Below are 15,380 nucleotides of genomic sequence, written 5' to 3' on the forward strand. Positions count from 1 at the left end.
TAACACTAAACTGATAGCCAATTTAGGCGCATCCAAATATTTGTGCCTGTTTTAACTATTTAAATGCGTTTGCCCTGCGGCGTTTTTAACTATCTTTATAAAAAACAAAATCCCGGATGGTTGCCCATTCGGGATTTTGTGATGCTTTTTATTTACTATTGTTTAGCTATCCTGTACATTTTGCCATTATCAGTTACGCCGTACAACGCACCGTCTTTACCGGTGGCAAGCGACCGCCAGCGTTCGCGTTTATCTTTAAACAGGCGCTCCTCGCCTACAACTTTATTATCTTTAATAACCAGGCGTGCAATGTGCGATCCGCTGAGGGCGGCTACAAAAAGGTTGCCCTTCCATTCGGGTATCATATCGCCGGTATAAAAAGTAATACCGCAAGGCGATATAACAGGGTCCCAGTAATAAACGGGCTGTGTTACACCCTCTTTTTGCTGAATACCATCACCAACTTTTTCGCCACTGTATTCAATACCATAGGTAACCACAGGCCAGCCGTAGTTATTGCCCGGGCGGATGATATTGATCTCGTCGCCGCCGCGCGGACCAAACTCATCTTCCCATAGTTCGCCGGTTGCGGGGTTCCAGGCCATCCCTTCGGGGTTGCGGAAACCGTAGGCATAAATTTCGGGCAGGGCATTTGGGGTATTGGCGAAGGGACCACCCGCCACCGCCTTACCATCTTTGGTTAAGTGCAGTACTTTACCAATAGCAGCGCTCAAGTCCTGCGCTTTCATGCGTATATCGCCGCCAGAACGTTCGCCGGTGCTTACAAACAAGTTACCTTGCTTATCAAACAAAATGCGGCTACCGTACTGTAAAGCGCCCCTGTAAGCTGGCTTTGCACGGTATATCACTTCAATATACTCTACCTGGGTTTCATCTGCAGATAATTTACCTTTAGCTACGGCCAGTACGTTACCTTCGGGGGTTACTTCGGCATAATCCCAAAATATCATCCGGTTGGTTTTAAAATCAGGGTCGATGTTAACATCCAGCAAGCCGCCCTGGCCTTGGGCCAACACTACAGGCAAATTGCTTATCGTTTTATCGGCCTGTCCATCAGCTTTTAGGATCCGCATAGTACCACCCTTTTGGGTTATCAGAAAGCGGCCATCGGGCAATACGCAAAGCGCCCAGGGCTGCTTTAACTCGCTATTAATAACCGTTGCGGTTACCGCCATTTTGGTTTTAACGCCGGCAATACGCGTTTGGCCGGGGAAGGCTGATTTATAATCGCTGTTGGGCTTAATGGTTTCAACAGGTGCACCTTTGCCGGTATCGGCAGCCGCAGTTTGTTGCGGGGCTGCATGGCAGGCAGCTATCCCGGCTGTTAACGACAGGCTTAAAATGAATGTTTTACAGTTGTTAGGCAGCATGAATTTGGTTAATAAATGTTTATAATACATTAATAGCTAAAACTACAAATTGGTTTTGAGGATAGCCTGTATATGCTGTAAAAATATTATGACATGCCCCTATGGGCTATTGATTCTTAGCCCTTCACCTAAAACCTAATCCCTTACCCCTTGTTGTACTTTGCATGAATCGCCTGGTACAAAAACTCGAAAAAATTGGTCGCGACCCAAAAGTTACGGCAAAGGCAGTTGGCTTACGCTATGTTTCAGATTCAACCCCAGGCTATACCCGTAAAAAAGCGGGCAAGGGCTGGAGTTATTATGATGCCGGCGGCACGCTGGTAAAGGATAAGGAATTGATTGCCCGTTTTGCCAAACTGGTTATCCCCCCGGCTTACACCAACATATGGATCTCGCCTTATGAAAACAGCCACCTGCAGTTTACAGGTACCGATGCGGCAGGGCGTAAACAATACCGCTACCATGCCGGCTGGAACCAGATCCGTAATCAAAGCAAATACCATCGCCTGCAAACCTTTGCCGAACACCTGCCTGCCATACGCGCCCAGGTAGATAAAGACCTGGCCCGCCACAACCTTGATCATGAAAAAGTTGTGGCGCTGGTAGTACGCCTGATGGAACTGACCAGCATTCGTGTGGGTAATGAATCGTACAAAAAGCTTTACGGGTCGTTTGGTTTAACCACACTGCTTAACAAACATGTGGCCATTGAAGGATCAAAAATAAAGTTTGAGTTTAAAGGTAAAAAAGGTGTTTTTCATAAAGTAGCCCTGCAAAGCAGGCGCCTGGCCAACCTGGTAAAGCAATGCCGCGATATACCTGGCAAGGACCTTTTTCAGTATTATAAACCCGATGGTGAACGGTGTAGTATCGGCTCGGGTGATATTAACGATTACCTGAAAGGCATTACCGGCGAAGATTTTACCGCCAAAGATTTTCGCACCTGGAGTGGTAGTGTAAGCGCCCTTTACGCCTTTAAAGAGGCCGGCGAGTTTCAAAACATTACCGAATGCAAAAAGAAAATTGTAAGCGTATTGGATGAGGTAGCCATTAACCTTGGCAACACCCGCACCGTTTGCAAAAAATACTACGTACACCCAACGGTAATAAAAAGCTACGAGGAAGGCACTATATTTAAATACCTTGAGAAAATTGACAGCCACGAAGATGCCAAAGCTGCTGAGTTGAATATTGCCGAAAAAGCACTTTTACAACTCCTGGAAACAGAAAAACTCGCGGTAGCGAGTTGAGGGGGGGATTGTCGGAATCGGAATTGCTCTCAGAATTTTTAAATCAACAGAATTAAGAAGTGTTTTACAACACGATCAACCATTCAACAAGTAACAGGGTTGATTAAGCTAACGGGGATAGTAAACTTATCAACTACTAACCATTTAACTGATCCTATTATTAACTTAATCAACCTTGTTTTTTGTAGTGGATGGTTTATTAAGTTGATTGTGTTAAGTGATTGGCTATTTTGAATGAAGATTTTGATCAGCAACAACTTAATCAACCCAATCTAACTCAATCAACTACTCACTTAATCACCTAATCAACCACTCACTTTTTCTTCTTCAACTCAATAACAATCACACCTTGTTTGGCTTTTTCGCCGTATTTTTTGTCTGTGGCGGCATCGTTTTTAAGCATGCTTATATTTTTGATATCATTTTGATTTAGGTTTTTGAACTCGCCCTGGGTAACCTCTTTACCATCTACCAAAATCAGCGGGCTTGCCTTGTCGTCATTCCGGGGGCGTATCCGCAAAATTTTAGTTGCGGTAGCATTTATTCCATTTTTGCTATCAACCATAGTTACCGGATCACCATCGGCTGTCATCATCACAATGGTATCCATTGGTGTGGTACTATTTAAGGTAATGGCATTACCTTTTACCACTATGTTTTTACGAATTGGCTTGCTGTCCCATCTGGTAACCATTGTAGCGCCCGAAGCCGCAGCACTACCCGCCACCCTTTTGGTGGCCCTTACACCACTTAACCCTGTGCCTGTTACCGTAATGGGTTCAGCATCGTCGTTATCATCCGCAGCGCCTGCAATCGAGGTGACATCATCTATCTTCAGGTTAGATTTAAGTGCCTTTGTGGATTTGGCCGATACGGTTACTTTGCTGAGGCCTTTAACCTTACCTACTACTACGGGATCGGCAGAGTTAACCGTATAAGCGTAATAAATACGTTTTGTTTTGCCGTTTGCATCCTTTAAAGTATCACCGGCAATTTTCATATCCCTTATAAAAACTTTATCAACGCGGCCTTTTGTATGAGCGGGGCTAAAATCCATAACTGTAGCAAACCCGGCACCTGTTGTGCCCTTATATTTATCCAGCTTTTCTTTAAATTTTAAGCCCTCGGCCGAGTTTTTTGTGGTAATAAATACCAGCCCTACATTATCTGCCACTTTATCATCAACAAGCTGTGCAGCATCGCTGTTTTTAAATACATTAACACTAAGTATATCATCGGGATTTACATTTTTGATATCTCCTTTTTTACCGTTAATGTAATACATAACCGAGTCGTTTCCATTGATATGGATAGCAAAAGCCCGTTTGGTGGTATCGGCGTTTACCATATCTTTTAAAATAAAATTCACTTTGGCATTCACATGCTCAATAGCCCCCTTATTAACGCTGTTTATCTTAATCTTGCCTGCGGCTACCAGTTGTGCTATCTTTTCTCTCAGGGCTTTACCTGCCGCTGAGTTTTTCCTTGTCGCAAAGGCCACTGCATGTTTGCTATCGCCCACATTAAAATATTTTTTGGCGTCAGTTGCTGTAAGGTAATCTATACTTTCAGTATTATCGGCAAAGCTATTGGCATTTGATACCTGTACACCGTCCAAATAAAATACAGCGCCGGTATTATCATTATCCGCTTTACCTTTGGCTGTATTTGCAGGGTTTTTATTTTCGTCCTTACCAGGCAAAATCAATTTTATGGTGGCAGCCAGCTTATTTATGCCCACGGCATTACCTACATTATTTGATAATATGGTTATCGATTTAAAAGCATCGCTCTTTTTTACAAAATCGGCTTTTGAAATACTAAAAACCAACAATAGCCCAACTACAACAGGCACCATGAACACGTAGCGGGTGAGGTTTATTTTTGAAGATCGTTTGGCGTTCATCATGATGATACGTTTTTTAATGGTTGATAAATTGAAATGGTTTACAATGCCAGGTTGCGTGTTATTAAAACTTACCGATACCAGGCTATACTGGTAAGTTTTGCTGTCGATGCCTTTTTTAAGGATCTTTTGATCGGTTATAAATTCTATGTTTTCGCGAATAGCCCTTTTCATGAGCCAAATTCCCGGGTTAAACCAATAAAAAATACTGCTTAGCTCGGCCAGCAGAATATCGGCCGTGTGCCATTGGTTTACGTGCACCTGCTCGTGCAGTAAAATTGCCTTTAAATCGGCAGGCTGGTGGTTGGCCGGGTTCACAAATATGCTTTGCCAGAACGAGAACGGCGCGGCATCTTTATCCATCAGCCTAACCTGGTGGTTGCCAATGGTAGCAGGCTTGGAATTTTTGTATAAACGGTACAACGAAAACAGCTGCACAAACAAGCGGATGGCCAGCAAGGCTGCTCCTACCCAAAATATAAGCTCAACATAAGCCCAGTAACCGGGCTTATCAACTGTTTTTGCCAGGGCTTGCGCGGGCGCCTGCCAGTTTATAACTACCTGCTGAACAGGCCGGGCCAATTGCTGGTGGCGCTGTATAAAATCCGACAGGTTTATTTGGGGGTAAATGCTGGCAAACAATATAGCTGCAAGCAGGTAAACGCGGTTAAGGGTATAAAACGTAAGGTGCCTTAATACCAGGTAATAACCGGCGCAAAACAACAACAGGGCAATATTTACTTTAAGCAAAAAAACAAACAGTGCTGGCATGGCTTTAGGGTTTATTGTTTTTCAATCAGTTTAATGATCTCTTGCAGGTCTTTGGCGCTTAGTTTTTTATCCTTAGCGAAAAAGGTAACCAGGTCTTTGTAGGAGTTTTGGAAGTAATCGTTCACAAAACCACTCATAAAGCGCTTTTTGTATTCCTCCTCTTTTATGGCCGCGCTGTAGCGTAAGGAGTTGCCCATTTTTTCGCTTTGCAAAAATCCTTTGCGCTCCAGGTTTTTTATAGTTGATGCCAGCGTGGTATATGGCGGCTTGGGTTCCTCCATCTGGTCAAGAAAATCTTTTATAAACCCCACCTCGCATTGCCATACCGCCTGCATAGCTTCTTCCTCTTGTTTTGATAATTTCTCCATTGCTAATTACGATTGTTTCGTAAATCTACGAATAGTTCGTAAATAACAAAATTATTTAACAAAAATTAACAAAGCCAAGAATTGGATGTTATCGTATTGAAAATTTGGCATAAAAAAAACCGCTAAAAGCGGCTTCTTAATATCATAGTTTAATTGCAGTTTATTTATTTAGCACGTTTAGCCACAGCCTCAAGTTCGGCCATAAAATCATCAGCATCCTTTTTTGAGCGGATCACCTGGCTCAAACTGTCGTTATTGATGGTTTTACCATTTGATGCAACCGGCGCACCACCTTTAACGGTAGCAAGTTTTTTAAACTGCTCAATCTTCTTTAACATTTGCTGATCCATATACAAATATAACTAAAGTTCAATTATTATAAACAAATATACTATCGCTTATTTTAGACGAAACATATAATAGCGATACAAATCTTTATTTTCCCGTGCATAATCAAAAGATTCGGGTCTTGGTTTTGCGATAGCATGACCATCATCATCTTTTTCGTAATCTCCGTTTCTAAAAATACGTACATACCAATCAACACCAATAGCAGTAAAGTAGTTACTGAGGTATTCTCTATTATACTTATACATTCTATGATATAATCTGGCCCGAAAATCATCTGACCCATCAATGCCAACAGTTAAAGTAGGGTTTTGCTGTAAAAACGTAAGGCCAAGAAATAAAACAGTGGAAAATACCTTATCCAGATTAAGATGTCTCAATTTAACATTATCCTTAAATCCGCCCCTCCCGTCAGGAGGACCAAAGCCAAGGTTGAATACATCTGGCAACAACGGATCTGGATGTGGACCAATAAGGATGAGTATTTCCTGCGTCGAGCCGTCGACTTGCGGAGCCTCAAAAGTCATCTCTGTCAAGGTGTCCACCAATTTTAGCGGAGGGTAAATCTGATCGAAGTTTATAGTAACCTGCATAAATTAAAAAGGGGCTTCCCTAATCTATCTTAATCCCCTTATAATGCTCGGCTGCCTTATAATCCTTACGTAACGGGAAACCATCCCAGTCATCAGGTAATAAAATGCGGCGCAGGTCGGGATGGTTGGTGAAGAAGATGCCTAACAGGTCATAAGCTTCGCGTTCGTGCCAGTCGGCAGTGCGGTATATGGCGGTGATGCTTTTAAATTCGGGTAACTGGTCGCTTTCCCGGTCATGGGGCTTGCTTATCTTCAGGGTAAGCTGGGTTTTATACGGAATAGATGCAAGGTGATAAACCACGCCGTAGCGATTAGTTTCATCGTTATAATGCAGCCCGCTGATGCTCGACAAAAAATCGAAATACGTTTTGGGGTTATTACGCAGCTCCAGGCATACCCTGTCAATATCGTCGGGATTAATTAGCAAGGCAGGCTGCAGGCCGCCGGTTTCTTCGCCGGCAATAACAGCCTCGCCAAATTTTTGGATAAGTAATAATTTAATGTCGTTAAACATCATGGGGCCAAACGTACTTTTTTCCAGGTTTTTTTATCGGTTTTCTTGTAAAGGATACGGTCATGCAACCTACTTGGCCTGCCCTGCCAAAACTCTACAAGCTGTGGCTTTAAAATGTATCCCCCCCAGTACGATGGCTTCGGAATTTCTTTGCCTTCGTATTCGGCTGTAAGCTGGGTTTGTTTATCTTCAAGCACTTTCCTGTCTTCAATTTCCTGGCTTTGCGGCGATACCAATGCACCTATCTGGCTATCTACAGGGCGCGAGTGAAAATATCGTTCAGATTCTTCCTTGCCCAATTTCTCCAATGTACCCTCAATACGCACCTGGCGTTCCAGTTCGCCCCAAAAAAAGGTAATGGCGCCATGCGGGTTTTTGGTAATTTCTTTACCCTTGCGGCTCAGGTAATTGGTATAAAACATAAACCCCTCTTTATTAACACCTTTCAGCAAAACAATCCGGGCCGATGGCTTTCCGTTTGTAGTTGCCGTAGCCAGCGTCATGACGTTAGGTTCGGGCAATTTTGCGGCCAGCGCTTCGTTAAACCATTGTTCAAACTGGTTCATCGGGTCGGCCTTGGTGCTGTTTTCCAATAAAGTGGCGGCAGAATACTCCTGCCTTAAATTTTGTAGTTCCTGCTCGTTCATTTATGCAAACTTACTAATTAATTAATCCGTATATATTGATATATTTTCATTTTCATAATTGAACATATTTTTACTAAGCTTGTTGTGTTATTTAAATTTAAACCTGTATGTTAAGTACTATATCGGCAGCCGCCGGGCGTCTGCTTATTTCGGAACCCTTTATGATGGACCCGAACTTTAAAAGATCGGTCATTATCCTCACAGAATTTTCTGTCGATGGCGCCATGGGCTTTATTTTAAACCATCATGGCGAATATATGCTTGGCGACGTACTGCCCGATGTATCGTACTCCGAAATGCCGGTGTATGAAGGTGGCCCCGTGGGCAAAAATACACTGCACTTTATCCATCGTGTACCCGAAAAAATTGACGGTGGTATCGAAATTGCTTCCGGCGTATATTGGGGCGGCGATTTTGAGCAAATAAAAAAGCTGGTAAGCAACTACCAGCTTAACGAAACCGAAATAAAGTTTTTTGCCGGCTACTCCGGCTGGACGCCCCAGCAACTCGACGAAGAAATTGCCGCCGACAGCTGGATAGTAACCGACAAGTTTGCCCCCGAAACCCTTTTTGAAGGCGAAGAGCACAACCTGTGGAAAGACGTGATCAAGGGCCTGGGTAATCGCTATGCGCATATAGCCAACTTCCCCGAAAACCCGGCTTTGAATTAGTTTGCGGCGGGCGGTTTGCAGTTGTCAGTTGGCCAGTTGGCAGAAGCAGGCAGGGCTGTGTGCTCATACGCCGATATCCTAATGTCATTAAGTTAAAAATCTAAAATGATTTAATATCGAACACTGAATGTCGAATAATGAACAGAAGACTTCGGTGTTGGACATTCAAAATTCATTATTCGATATTATTTGGACTACTGTATTACCTTTGCCTTAATGAAAGTATCCGGATTTACCTTTATCAGAAACGCGGTTAAAAACGATTATCCTATTGTTGAGGCCATCAACTCCATTTTGCCCCTTTGCGATGAGTTTATAGTAGCAGCTGGCAACTCGGATGACGGAACGCGCGAACTGATCGAGGCCATCGGATCGCCAAAAATCAAGATCATCGATACCATTTGGGACGATTCGCTGAAAGATGGCGGCCGTGTGTTTGCAGTAGAAACGGATAAGGCTTTTGCGGCCATATCGCCGGATAGCGACTGGGCATTTTATATCCAGGGCGATGAGGCGGTACACGAAAAATATCACCCCCTTATCAAAAAGGAGATGGAAGATGCGCTGAATAAGCCAAATATAGAAGGCCTATTGTTTAAATATCTTCATTTTTACGGCTCCTATGATTACTACGGCGATTCGCGCAGGTGGTACCGCCGCGAGATCCGCCTGGTAAAAAACATCAAAGGCATACATGCTTACCGGGACGCGCAGGGTTTCCGCCTTAACGACCGGAAGATAAAAGTAAAGCTGATTGATGCGTACATATACCACTACGGCTGGGCCAAACCCCCACAGGGATTGAATAACAAGATCCGCAACTTCAACAAGTTTTACCATGACGATGCCTGGATGGAGCAAAACCTGCCCGAAACTTTTGAGTTTGATTACAGCAACGCCGATAAATTGGTACGCTTTACAGGCACCCACCCGGCCCCCATACAAAAACGCATTACCGCTACCAACTGGAATATTGATTTTAGCACAAAAGAGTTGCGCAAAGCGATGACTTTTAGGCGTAAATTTTTACAGTTTGTAGAGAAATATACCGGATGGCGGATTGGAGAGTATAGGAATTATGAGATAGTGGAGCGGTAGGTTTCTCGGCTTTAAAAGCGAGGCCTGTGCGATTCCTTCCTTGGGGAAGGAGGAGGTAGTGGTTTCGTCAATGCTTGTTATACCCGAATAATTCGTGGCATAGCGCATAAACCCCTCCCTGTCTTTGCACACGATTCAACCGCACCCCTCCCGTGGGGAGGGAATTAAAAAAAGAACTACATATTCTGCGCAATCACAAACCCGCTGGCCCAGGCCCATTGAAAATTGTAGCCGCCAAGCCAGCCGGTTACATCCACACATTCGCCACCGAAGAACAGGCCGGGGACTTTTTTAGCTTCAAGGGTTTTGGACGATAACTCGTCGGTGGATACGCCGCCGCGCATTACTTCGGCTTTGTCGTAGCCTTTATCACCGGCGGGTTTTACTTTAAAACCGTGGATTAATTGACTAATATCTTCAATTTCGGTTTTGGTGAGCGATGCCAGGTTTTTCTCTACAGGCAACCTATCGCTCAGGGCCTCGGCAAATTTGCGGGTGTATAGGCCGGCCAGGTAGGCCAGCAGCATTTTTTTGCCGTTGGCTTCTTTTTCCTGCTGAATAAGGTCGGCAATATTTTGGTTGGGGAGCAGGTCGATGTATATAGTTTCGCCGGGTTTCCAGTAGGATGAGATCTGCAATATGGCCGGGCCGCTTAATCCCCAATGGGTAAACAATATATTTTCTTCAAAGCTGATCCTGTCGTTCCAAACGCGGCAGAAAATGCTGTTGCCGCTCAGCTGCTCAAACCAGGGCTGATCCTTGCCGGTAATGGTAAGCGGCACCAGGGCGGGGGCGGTATCGGCTATTTTTAAATCGAACTGGCGGGCAGTGCGTAATCCAAAATCGGTAGCTCCCATTTTGGGGATCGGCAAACCGCCGGCGGCTACAACCACACTTGGCGCGCTTAAAAATTCCTGTTTGCCGTTAACCTCAACCCTAACGGTAAAACCATCGTCAGTTTTTTCAACCATCTTCACCTCGGCATTGCACCAGATATCCTGTTCCATATCGGCACAAAGATTGGTGAACACTTCAACTATATCTTTTGCTTTATCACTTTCGGGAAATAGCTGGCCCAAAGTTTTTTCTTTACCTGTTATGCCGTAGGTTTCAAAAAAACTGATGGTATCGTCCACCGTCCATTGCGAAAATGCTGATTTACAAAAGTGTGGATTTTGCGATATAAATTGTTGGTCGGTAGCGTACAGGTTGGTGTAATTACAGCGGCCGCCACCACTTATCAGGATCTTTGCTCCTACACGGTCGGCCTTTTCCAGTACCAGGGTACGCTTGCCTAAAAAGCCGGCTTGCACCGCGCACATGAGGCCGCAGGCGCCGCCGCCAATAATTATTGCGTCAAAATCTGTTTGTTTTGTTAATTTTGTAGTCATGACCGAGGTTTCGCAAATATCAGAATTTGGAAAGATACTCATCTTTCTTATCACCGGGATAATAATGGTGTGCGTGATATTTTTTTTCAACCGGTTACTGGCCCCCAGCAACCCCAATTACGAGAAGCTAACTTCCTATGAATGTGGCGAAGAGCCTACCGGCAATGCCTGGCTGCCCTTCAATTCGCGTTTTTACGTTATCGCGTTAATATTTTTATTGTTCGATGTCGAGATGGTGTTTGTGTTCCCCTGGGCTACCGTTTTTGGCAACCACGAGCTGATTGCTGCCGATAACCGCTGGGGATGGTTCTCGCTGGCCGAAATGTTTATCTTTTTAGGGATCCTGATATTAGGCCTGGTTTACGTTTGGGCCAAAGGTGATTTGGAATGGATAAAAGCCAAACCAACCGTGCCAACAACCGATGTAAACATCCCGCTATCGTTTTACCAACGATTGAACCTGGAGCAAGGCAAATTTGTTGTAAAACCATTTAGCATGACCAGCGAACCTGTTGCACCGGAGCCTGTTGCTGCCGAAACACCTGCGGAGGCGGCCCCGGTACGCAAGCCCATGTTTAAACCCACCTTTAAAAAGCCCACAAATGAGTAGCGATATAACCAGTGAAGACGGCGGTGTAGTGATCACCAAAATGAACGACCTGCTTAACTGGGCGCGTTTATCATCCCTGTGGCCCCTAAGCTTTGGGATAGCCTGCTGCGCTATTGAAATGATGGGTTCCATGGCATCTACGTATGATCTTGACCGTTTTGGCGTATTCCCCCGCCCATCAGCCCGCCAGGCCGATGTTATTATTATAGCCGGCACCGTTACCTTTAAAATGGCCGAACGCATCAAGCGCCTGTACGAGCAAATGCCCGAGCCCAAGTACGTAATCAGCATGGGCTCATGCTCCAACTGCGGCGGCCCCTACTGGCAGCACGGCTACCACGTGGTAAAGGGAGTTGACAGAGTGATCCCGGTTGATGTGTACGTACAAGGCTGCCCGCCACGCCCCGAAGCTTTGATTGGCGCAATTTTGGAATTGCAGAAGAAGATTGAAGGGGAAAGGTTAATAGGGGCGTAATGAAAATCGCTTCAGTGAAGACAACAAACAAAAAAAATCAATTTAAAAACAATATCACTGTTTTAGTGATCGCCATTATTTTAGTTGGCGGTTTGTTTATTTTAGTAAAAAAGGTCGACAAAGATAAAGCAGCTAAGGTTGTTGAGATTCGTAAGCATCCCCTATATTTGAAGGGAGTGATAACAAAACTATCTTCGTTCAAAGGACACAGTGTCCGGATTAATTTTGTTGTTAACGGAACCACATATGAATATGATGGTGGTTGGGACAAGAATCCCAACGATTTAGATAAAGGGGATTCTGTTTGGCTTAAATGCTCGGTTGACAATCCGGAGTTGGCTATTTCGGAGCTGGAAAAGGATTACTAAAATTTGTTTAATTGGTTTGATAAAGGCGCAATAAATGTCTGCACGTATATGGCCGAAGTACTTTATAAATCATCACCAAAGCTTTTTATTATATCAGTAACATTCCTGGGTGCTGCTTTATTCGCGCTTTTATCCTGGCTGGCCTGGTCGCAATATGTAATTGCAAAAGGTAAGATGGCTCTGTTTTTTTTCCTGTTGTTTCTTGCGGTTTCTTTAGTTTTTTTTTATTTGTTCATTACTGTCAAAAGGGTGAAACTTACTGCGGATAGTCTTATTATCAGCTATTTTTTACTCCCTTTTAAAAATAGTTTCTCGTTTTCAGAAGTTAAAAGTGTATCTCAAAACTCAAAAAAAATCGAGGCTTTGGTTGGTAGTTCGCGGCAAATGGCAACAATATTTGTTAATGTAACTACCACATTCAATTTCACAGATGGAAGACAAATAAAATTGAATAGTATCGGTGAGTTAGACTTTGACATTTTCGTTGTAGTATTTAACAAATTAAAACGGAAGGAAGGAAAAGTGAGAAAACCAAAATGGGACGGCATTCTTTACCTCATCGACAACTTTAGCGGAATTTCCTGGTTAATTTTATTGGTGGTTTTAATTTGCGGGTTATCATATGCATTGATAACGAAATAAAATTGACAAGCAGATATGTTTAACTGGTTTAAGAAAAAGAAAAGCTTAAAAGATCAGGTACTATCATTGCTCCGTATTGCGGAAATATTGGGGCTTAATCAGCGCGATTTAGATAACTCAAAAGAATACCTGGAATATAACGAGTATGGATTATGCTTCGATATCCTGATAACCCAAATGCATGAGTATAATATCGAGATAGATAACGAGGTATATTTATTGATAAGCGATATTGCAGCGAAGATGAGGTTACCTGCTGAAGAATATTCCTTTATGCAGGAGTTGGTTCGCGATAATCCTCAGAAAACCGCTGCGGTGATAAAATTTCTATTTCATCAGCAGGTATTGAGCGGAGACATAGAGAATGTTAAAGCTGTGCTTACTCCGGATACTGATTTAAATGAACTTGATGAGTTGGGTAATTCGCCTTTGCATTGGGCGGTGATGAGGGGAGATTTGGATATTGTTGAATTACTACTTAGCAAAGGAGCTAACCCCAACGTTCTTTGCTCGGACGGCTACACACCTAAATGGAGCGCAGCGGATTTTGGGCTTAACGAGATTGAAGAACTATTGACATCGTTTGGAGGAAAAATAGCTACTAATGAAAATTTTGACAAGGTGTCGTGGTCGGTATTCAAAGGGTTTTTAAACGAGCCGATGCCGGGTGAAGAATGATAATTAAAAACCAAGAAGGTCCTTATAGTCCCCCGATCAATTTGAGAAGCAACTTACAACGGAAGCGGTCAAACGAATGCCTATGTAAATTCCAATATATCATGGGTAGTTGTAAAGTTTCGCGAAACCCTGAAGGGAGAATGACATTCAATAAGGTAATTGTCATCCTGAACGTAGCGAAGGATCTATTCGCGAACTTTTCTGTCGGCGATGCCTGTCGGTTAATAGATTCTTCACTACGTTCAGAATGACAAAGGGGTTATTTATAATATATCATAGTTAGAAATCAGCGAATTACAGACTTGTCATACGAGGAACAAGACAAAACATACATGGTAGCACGAAGAGAAAACTGCCTCTTGAGCGTAGCGAAAAATCTTATACACCCTGTATAAATAAGCTTTTCAGAATGCAGGGCGTATAAGATTTCTCACTCGTACCTCGTTTCGATTACAAATGAGTCGGCTACCCCTCCGGGTTCAATCTTGCAATTACCCCTTTTTATCACCTCCGGGCCGCCGTTGGCCGTTGTTTCGCTAAATTCAAAGGTTACAAGAATTTTGTGGGTGAAAAACAGCTATCTAAAACCTATCTTTAATCAACCAATAAATTATGAAAAAACTTATCGTTTTATTCCTGCTGTTTAGCAATTGCGCTATCGCCCAAACATCCACCCCCAAGCAACCATTTTTCCCCAAGGGGACGGTGCTCTATGGCGATATTAACTACGCCGGCGATACGTTAAAAAAACACCTGCTGGATATTTACCTGCCGCCGGTAGTAAAAAGCAGTTACCCGCTTATTGTTTGGGTACATGGCGGCGCCTGGATGCTGAATGATAAATATGCCGATATGGGCTACATGACCGAAACCCTTAAAGGTTTTATTGATAAGGGATATGCCATAGCCTCGATAGATTATCGCCATAGCACAACCGCGCCTTTCCCTGCGCAAATTCAGGATTGTAACCGCGCAGTGGAGTTTTTATACCAGCACGCAGCTAAATACAAACTGGATAAGGATAAAATCGCCCTCATTGGGTTTTCGGCAGGTGGGCACCTGGCTTCGCTTATGGGGCTATCTAATAACGATAATATTAAAGCATTTTATGCTGATGGCAAAAAGCCTTCGTTTAAAATTAAGCTGGTACTTGATTTTTATGGCCCGTCGGATTTTCTGTCGATAAAAGGGAATGAATCAACAGATCCCAACAGCCCGCTAACGCTGCTGTTAGGCGCCAGGGTGTTCGACCGGCCCGACCTGGCAAAAATAGCCAGTCCGGTTACTTATGTTGATAAAAACGACCCGCCATTCCTGATTGTACAGGGCGAAAAAGACGAATCTGTAAATCCCGGCCAATCTATTTCGCTCAGTTTGCACCTCAAACTTGCCGGCGTAAAAAACGAATTGATTATTGTACCCAACGCCCCGCATTACGGGGTAATGTTTGATGCCGAAGATGTAAGGAACAAAGTGTTTGCCTGGCTGGACGAGTATTTGAAATAGTTTTTTTTGCTTCCAAAGGAAAAACATCCATCTAAAACCTATTTTGAACAGGCAGCCGGCTGTTGAAAATTCACTAAGTCCCTTACCACAACGTACTCAAAGGTATTTACCAGTTAAAAGCATTTAAATGAAATTGATTTAAATGCTCCAAGG

Annotated in this window: 17 protein-coding genes; 9 read left to right on the forward strand and 8 right to left on the reverse strand. The window is 43.6% G+C overall.

Annotated elements, in window-relative coordinates; translation table 11 throughout:
- Positions 1-155: 155 nt before the first annotated feature.
- A complete protein-coding gene (locus tag BMX56_RS29475) occupies positions 156-1,391 on the reverse strand; it encodes a PQQ-dependent sugar dehydrogenase (RefSeq protein WP_090653335.1) in 1,236 nt (411 codons plus the stop codon).
- 164 nt (positions 1,392-1,555) lie between these two features.
- Here BMX56_RS29475 and BMX56_RS29480 point away from each other — a divergent pair, with 164 nt between their 5' ends.
- Complete coding sequence (locus BMX56_RS29480; RefSeq protein ID WP_090653316.1) at positions 1,556-2,641, forward strand: DNA topoisomerase IB; 1,086 nt, start codon at positions 1,556-1,558, stop codon at positions 2,639-2,641.
- Between the two features lie 313 nt (positions 2,642-2,954).
- Here the strand turns inward: BMX56_RS29480 and BMX56_RS29485 are convergent, their stop codons facing one another.
- The 6 genes from BMX56_RS29485 to pdxH form a co-directional block, all read right to left on the reverse strand.
- Complete coding sequence (locus BMX56_RS29485; protein WP_090653317.1) at positions 2,955-5,318, reverse strand: M56 family metallopeptidase; 2,364 nt, start codon at positions 5,316-5,318, stop codon at positions 2,955-2,957.
- An 11-nt stretch (positions 5,319-5,329) separates the two neighbouring features.
- A complete protein-coding gene (locus BMX56_RS29490) occupies positions 5,330-5,686 on the reverse strand; it encodes a BlaI/MecI/CopY family transcriptional regulator (protein ID WP_090653318.1) in 357 nt (118 codons plus the stop codon).
- Positions 5,687-5,850: 164 nt separating this feature from the next.
- Positions 5,851-6,036 (reverse strand): hypothetical protein, encoded by a 186-nt coding sequence (locus BMX56_RS29495; RefSeq protein WP_090653319.1) that lies wholly within the window; start codon positions 6,034-6,036, stop codon positions 5,851-5,853.
- Between the two features lie 48 nt (positions 6,037-6,084).
- Complete coding sequence (locus BMX56_RS29500) at positions 6,085-6,627, reverse strand: DUF6934 family protein (protein WP_090653320.1); 543 nt, start codon at positions 6,625-6,627, stop codon at positions 6,085-6,087.
- A gap of 19 nt (positions 6,628-6,646) precedes the next feature.
- The gene (locus BMX56_RS29505; RefSeq protein WP_090653321.1) at positions 6,647-7,144 is read right to left on the reverse strand and encodes an NADH-quinone oxidoreductase subunit C; all 498 of its coding nucleotides are present in this window, start codon (positions 7,142-7,144) and stop codon (positions 6,647-6,649) included.
- Positions 7,141-7,788, reverse strand: a complete 648-nt coding sequence (gene pdxH, locus BMX56_RS29510; RefSeq protein WP_090653322.1) for a pyridoxamine 5'-phosphate oxidase — start codon at positions 7,786-7,788, stop codon at positions 7,141-7,143. The genes BMX56_RS29505 and pdxH overlap by 4 nt, the downstream gene beginning before the upstream one ends.
- A gap of 107 nt (positions 7,789-7,895) precedes the next feature.
- On the opposite strand from pdxH, the gene BMX56_RS29515 reads away from it, so the two are divergent.
- Positions 7,896-8,459, forward strand: coding sequence for a YqgE/AlgH family protein (locus BMX56_RS29515; protein WP_090653323.1), 564 nt, complete (start codon positions 7,896-7,898; stop codon positions 8,457-8,459).
- A gap of 216 nt (positions 8,460-8,675) precedes the next feature.
- Positions 8,676-9,557 (forward strand): glycosyltransferase family protein, encoded by an 882-nt coding sequence (locus BMX56_RS29520; protein WP_090653324.1) that lies wholly within the window; start codon positions 8,676-8,678, stop codon positions 9,555-9,557.
- Between the two features lie 176 nt (positions 9,558-9,733).
- On the opposite strand, the gene BMX56_RS29525 is transcribed toward BMX56_RS29520, so the two are convergent.
- Positions 9,734-10,948: a BaiN/RdsA family NAD(P)/FAD-dependent oxidoreductase gene (locus tag BMX56_RS29525; protein ID WP_090653325.1), complete on the reverse strand. Its 1,215-nt coding sequence runs from the start codon at positions 10,946-10,948 to the stop codon at positions 9,734-9,736.
- Here BMX56_RS29525 and BMX56_RS29530 point away from each other — a divergent pair.
- The 6 genes from BMX56_RS29530 (at position 10,947) to BMX56_RS29560 (ending at position 15,227) form a co-directional block, all read left to right on the forward strand.
- The gene (locus BMX56_RS29530; RefSeq protein WP_090653326.1) at positions 10,947-11,558 is read left to right on the forward strand and encodes an NADH-quinone oxidoreductase subunit A; all 612 of its coding nucleotides are present in this window, start codon (positions 10,947-10,949) and stop codon (positions 11,556-11,558) included. The two genes, BMX56_RS29525 and BMX56_RS29530, sit on opposite strands and share 2 nt — an antisense overlap.
- Entirely contained in the window at positions 11,551-12,033 is a 483-nt protein-coding gene (locus BMX56_RS29535) for an NADH-quinone oxidoreductase subunit B (RefSeq protein ID WP_090653327.1), read from the forward strand. The genes BMX56_RS29530 and BMX56_RS29535 overlap by 8 nt, the downstream gene beginning before the upstream one ends.
- Positions 12,033-12,401 carry a hypothetical protein gene (locus tag BMX56_RS29540; RefSeq protein WP_090653328.1) on the forward strand — a complete coding sequence of 123 codons (369 nt, stop codon included), beginning with the start codon at positions 12,033-12,035 and terminating at the stop codon, positions 12,399-12,401. The genes BMX56_RS29535 and BMX56_RS29540 overlap by 1 nt, the downstream gene beginning before the upstream one ends.
- Before the next feature lie 48 nt (positions 12,402-12,449).
- A complete protein-coding gene (locus BMX56_RS29545; RefSeq protein ID WP_090653329.1) occupies positions 12,450-13,043 on the forward strand; it encodes a hypothetical protein in 594 nt (197 codons plus the stop codon).
- A gap of 15 nt (positions 13,044-13,058) precedes the next feature.
- Positions 13,059-13,721, forward strand: a complete 663-nt coding sequence (locus BMX56_RS29550; protein WP_090653330.1) for an ankyrin repeat domain-containing protein — start codon at positions 13,059-13,061, stop codon at positions 13,719-13,721.
- Positions 13,722-14,333: 612 nt separating this feature from the next.
- On the forward strand, positions 14,334-15,227 hold the full coding sequence (locus BMX56_RS29560) for an alpha/beta hydrolase (protein ID WP_090653332.1): 894 nt from the start codon (positions 14,334-14,336) through the stop codon (positions 15,225-15,227).
- Positions 15,228-15,380: the final 153 nt, after the last annotated feature.

Source organism: Mucilaginibacter sp. OK283, assembly GCF_900110415.1.
In the GTDB taxonomy this organism is placed as follows: Bacteria; Bacteroidota; Bacteroidia; order Sphingobacteriales; family Sphingobacteriaceae; genus Mucilaginibacter.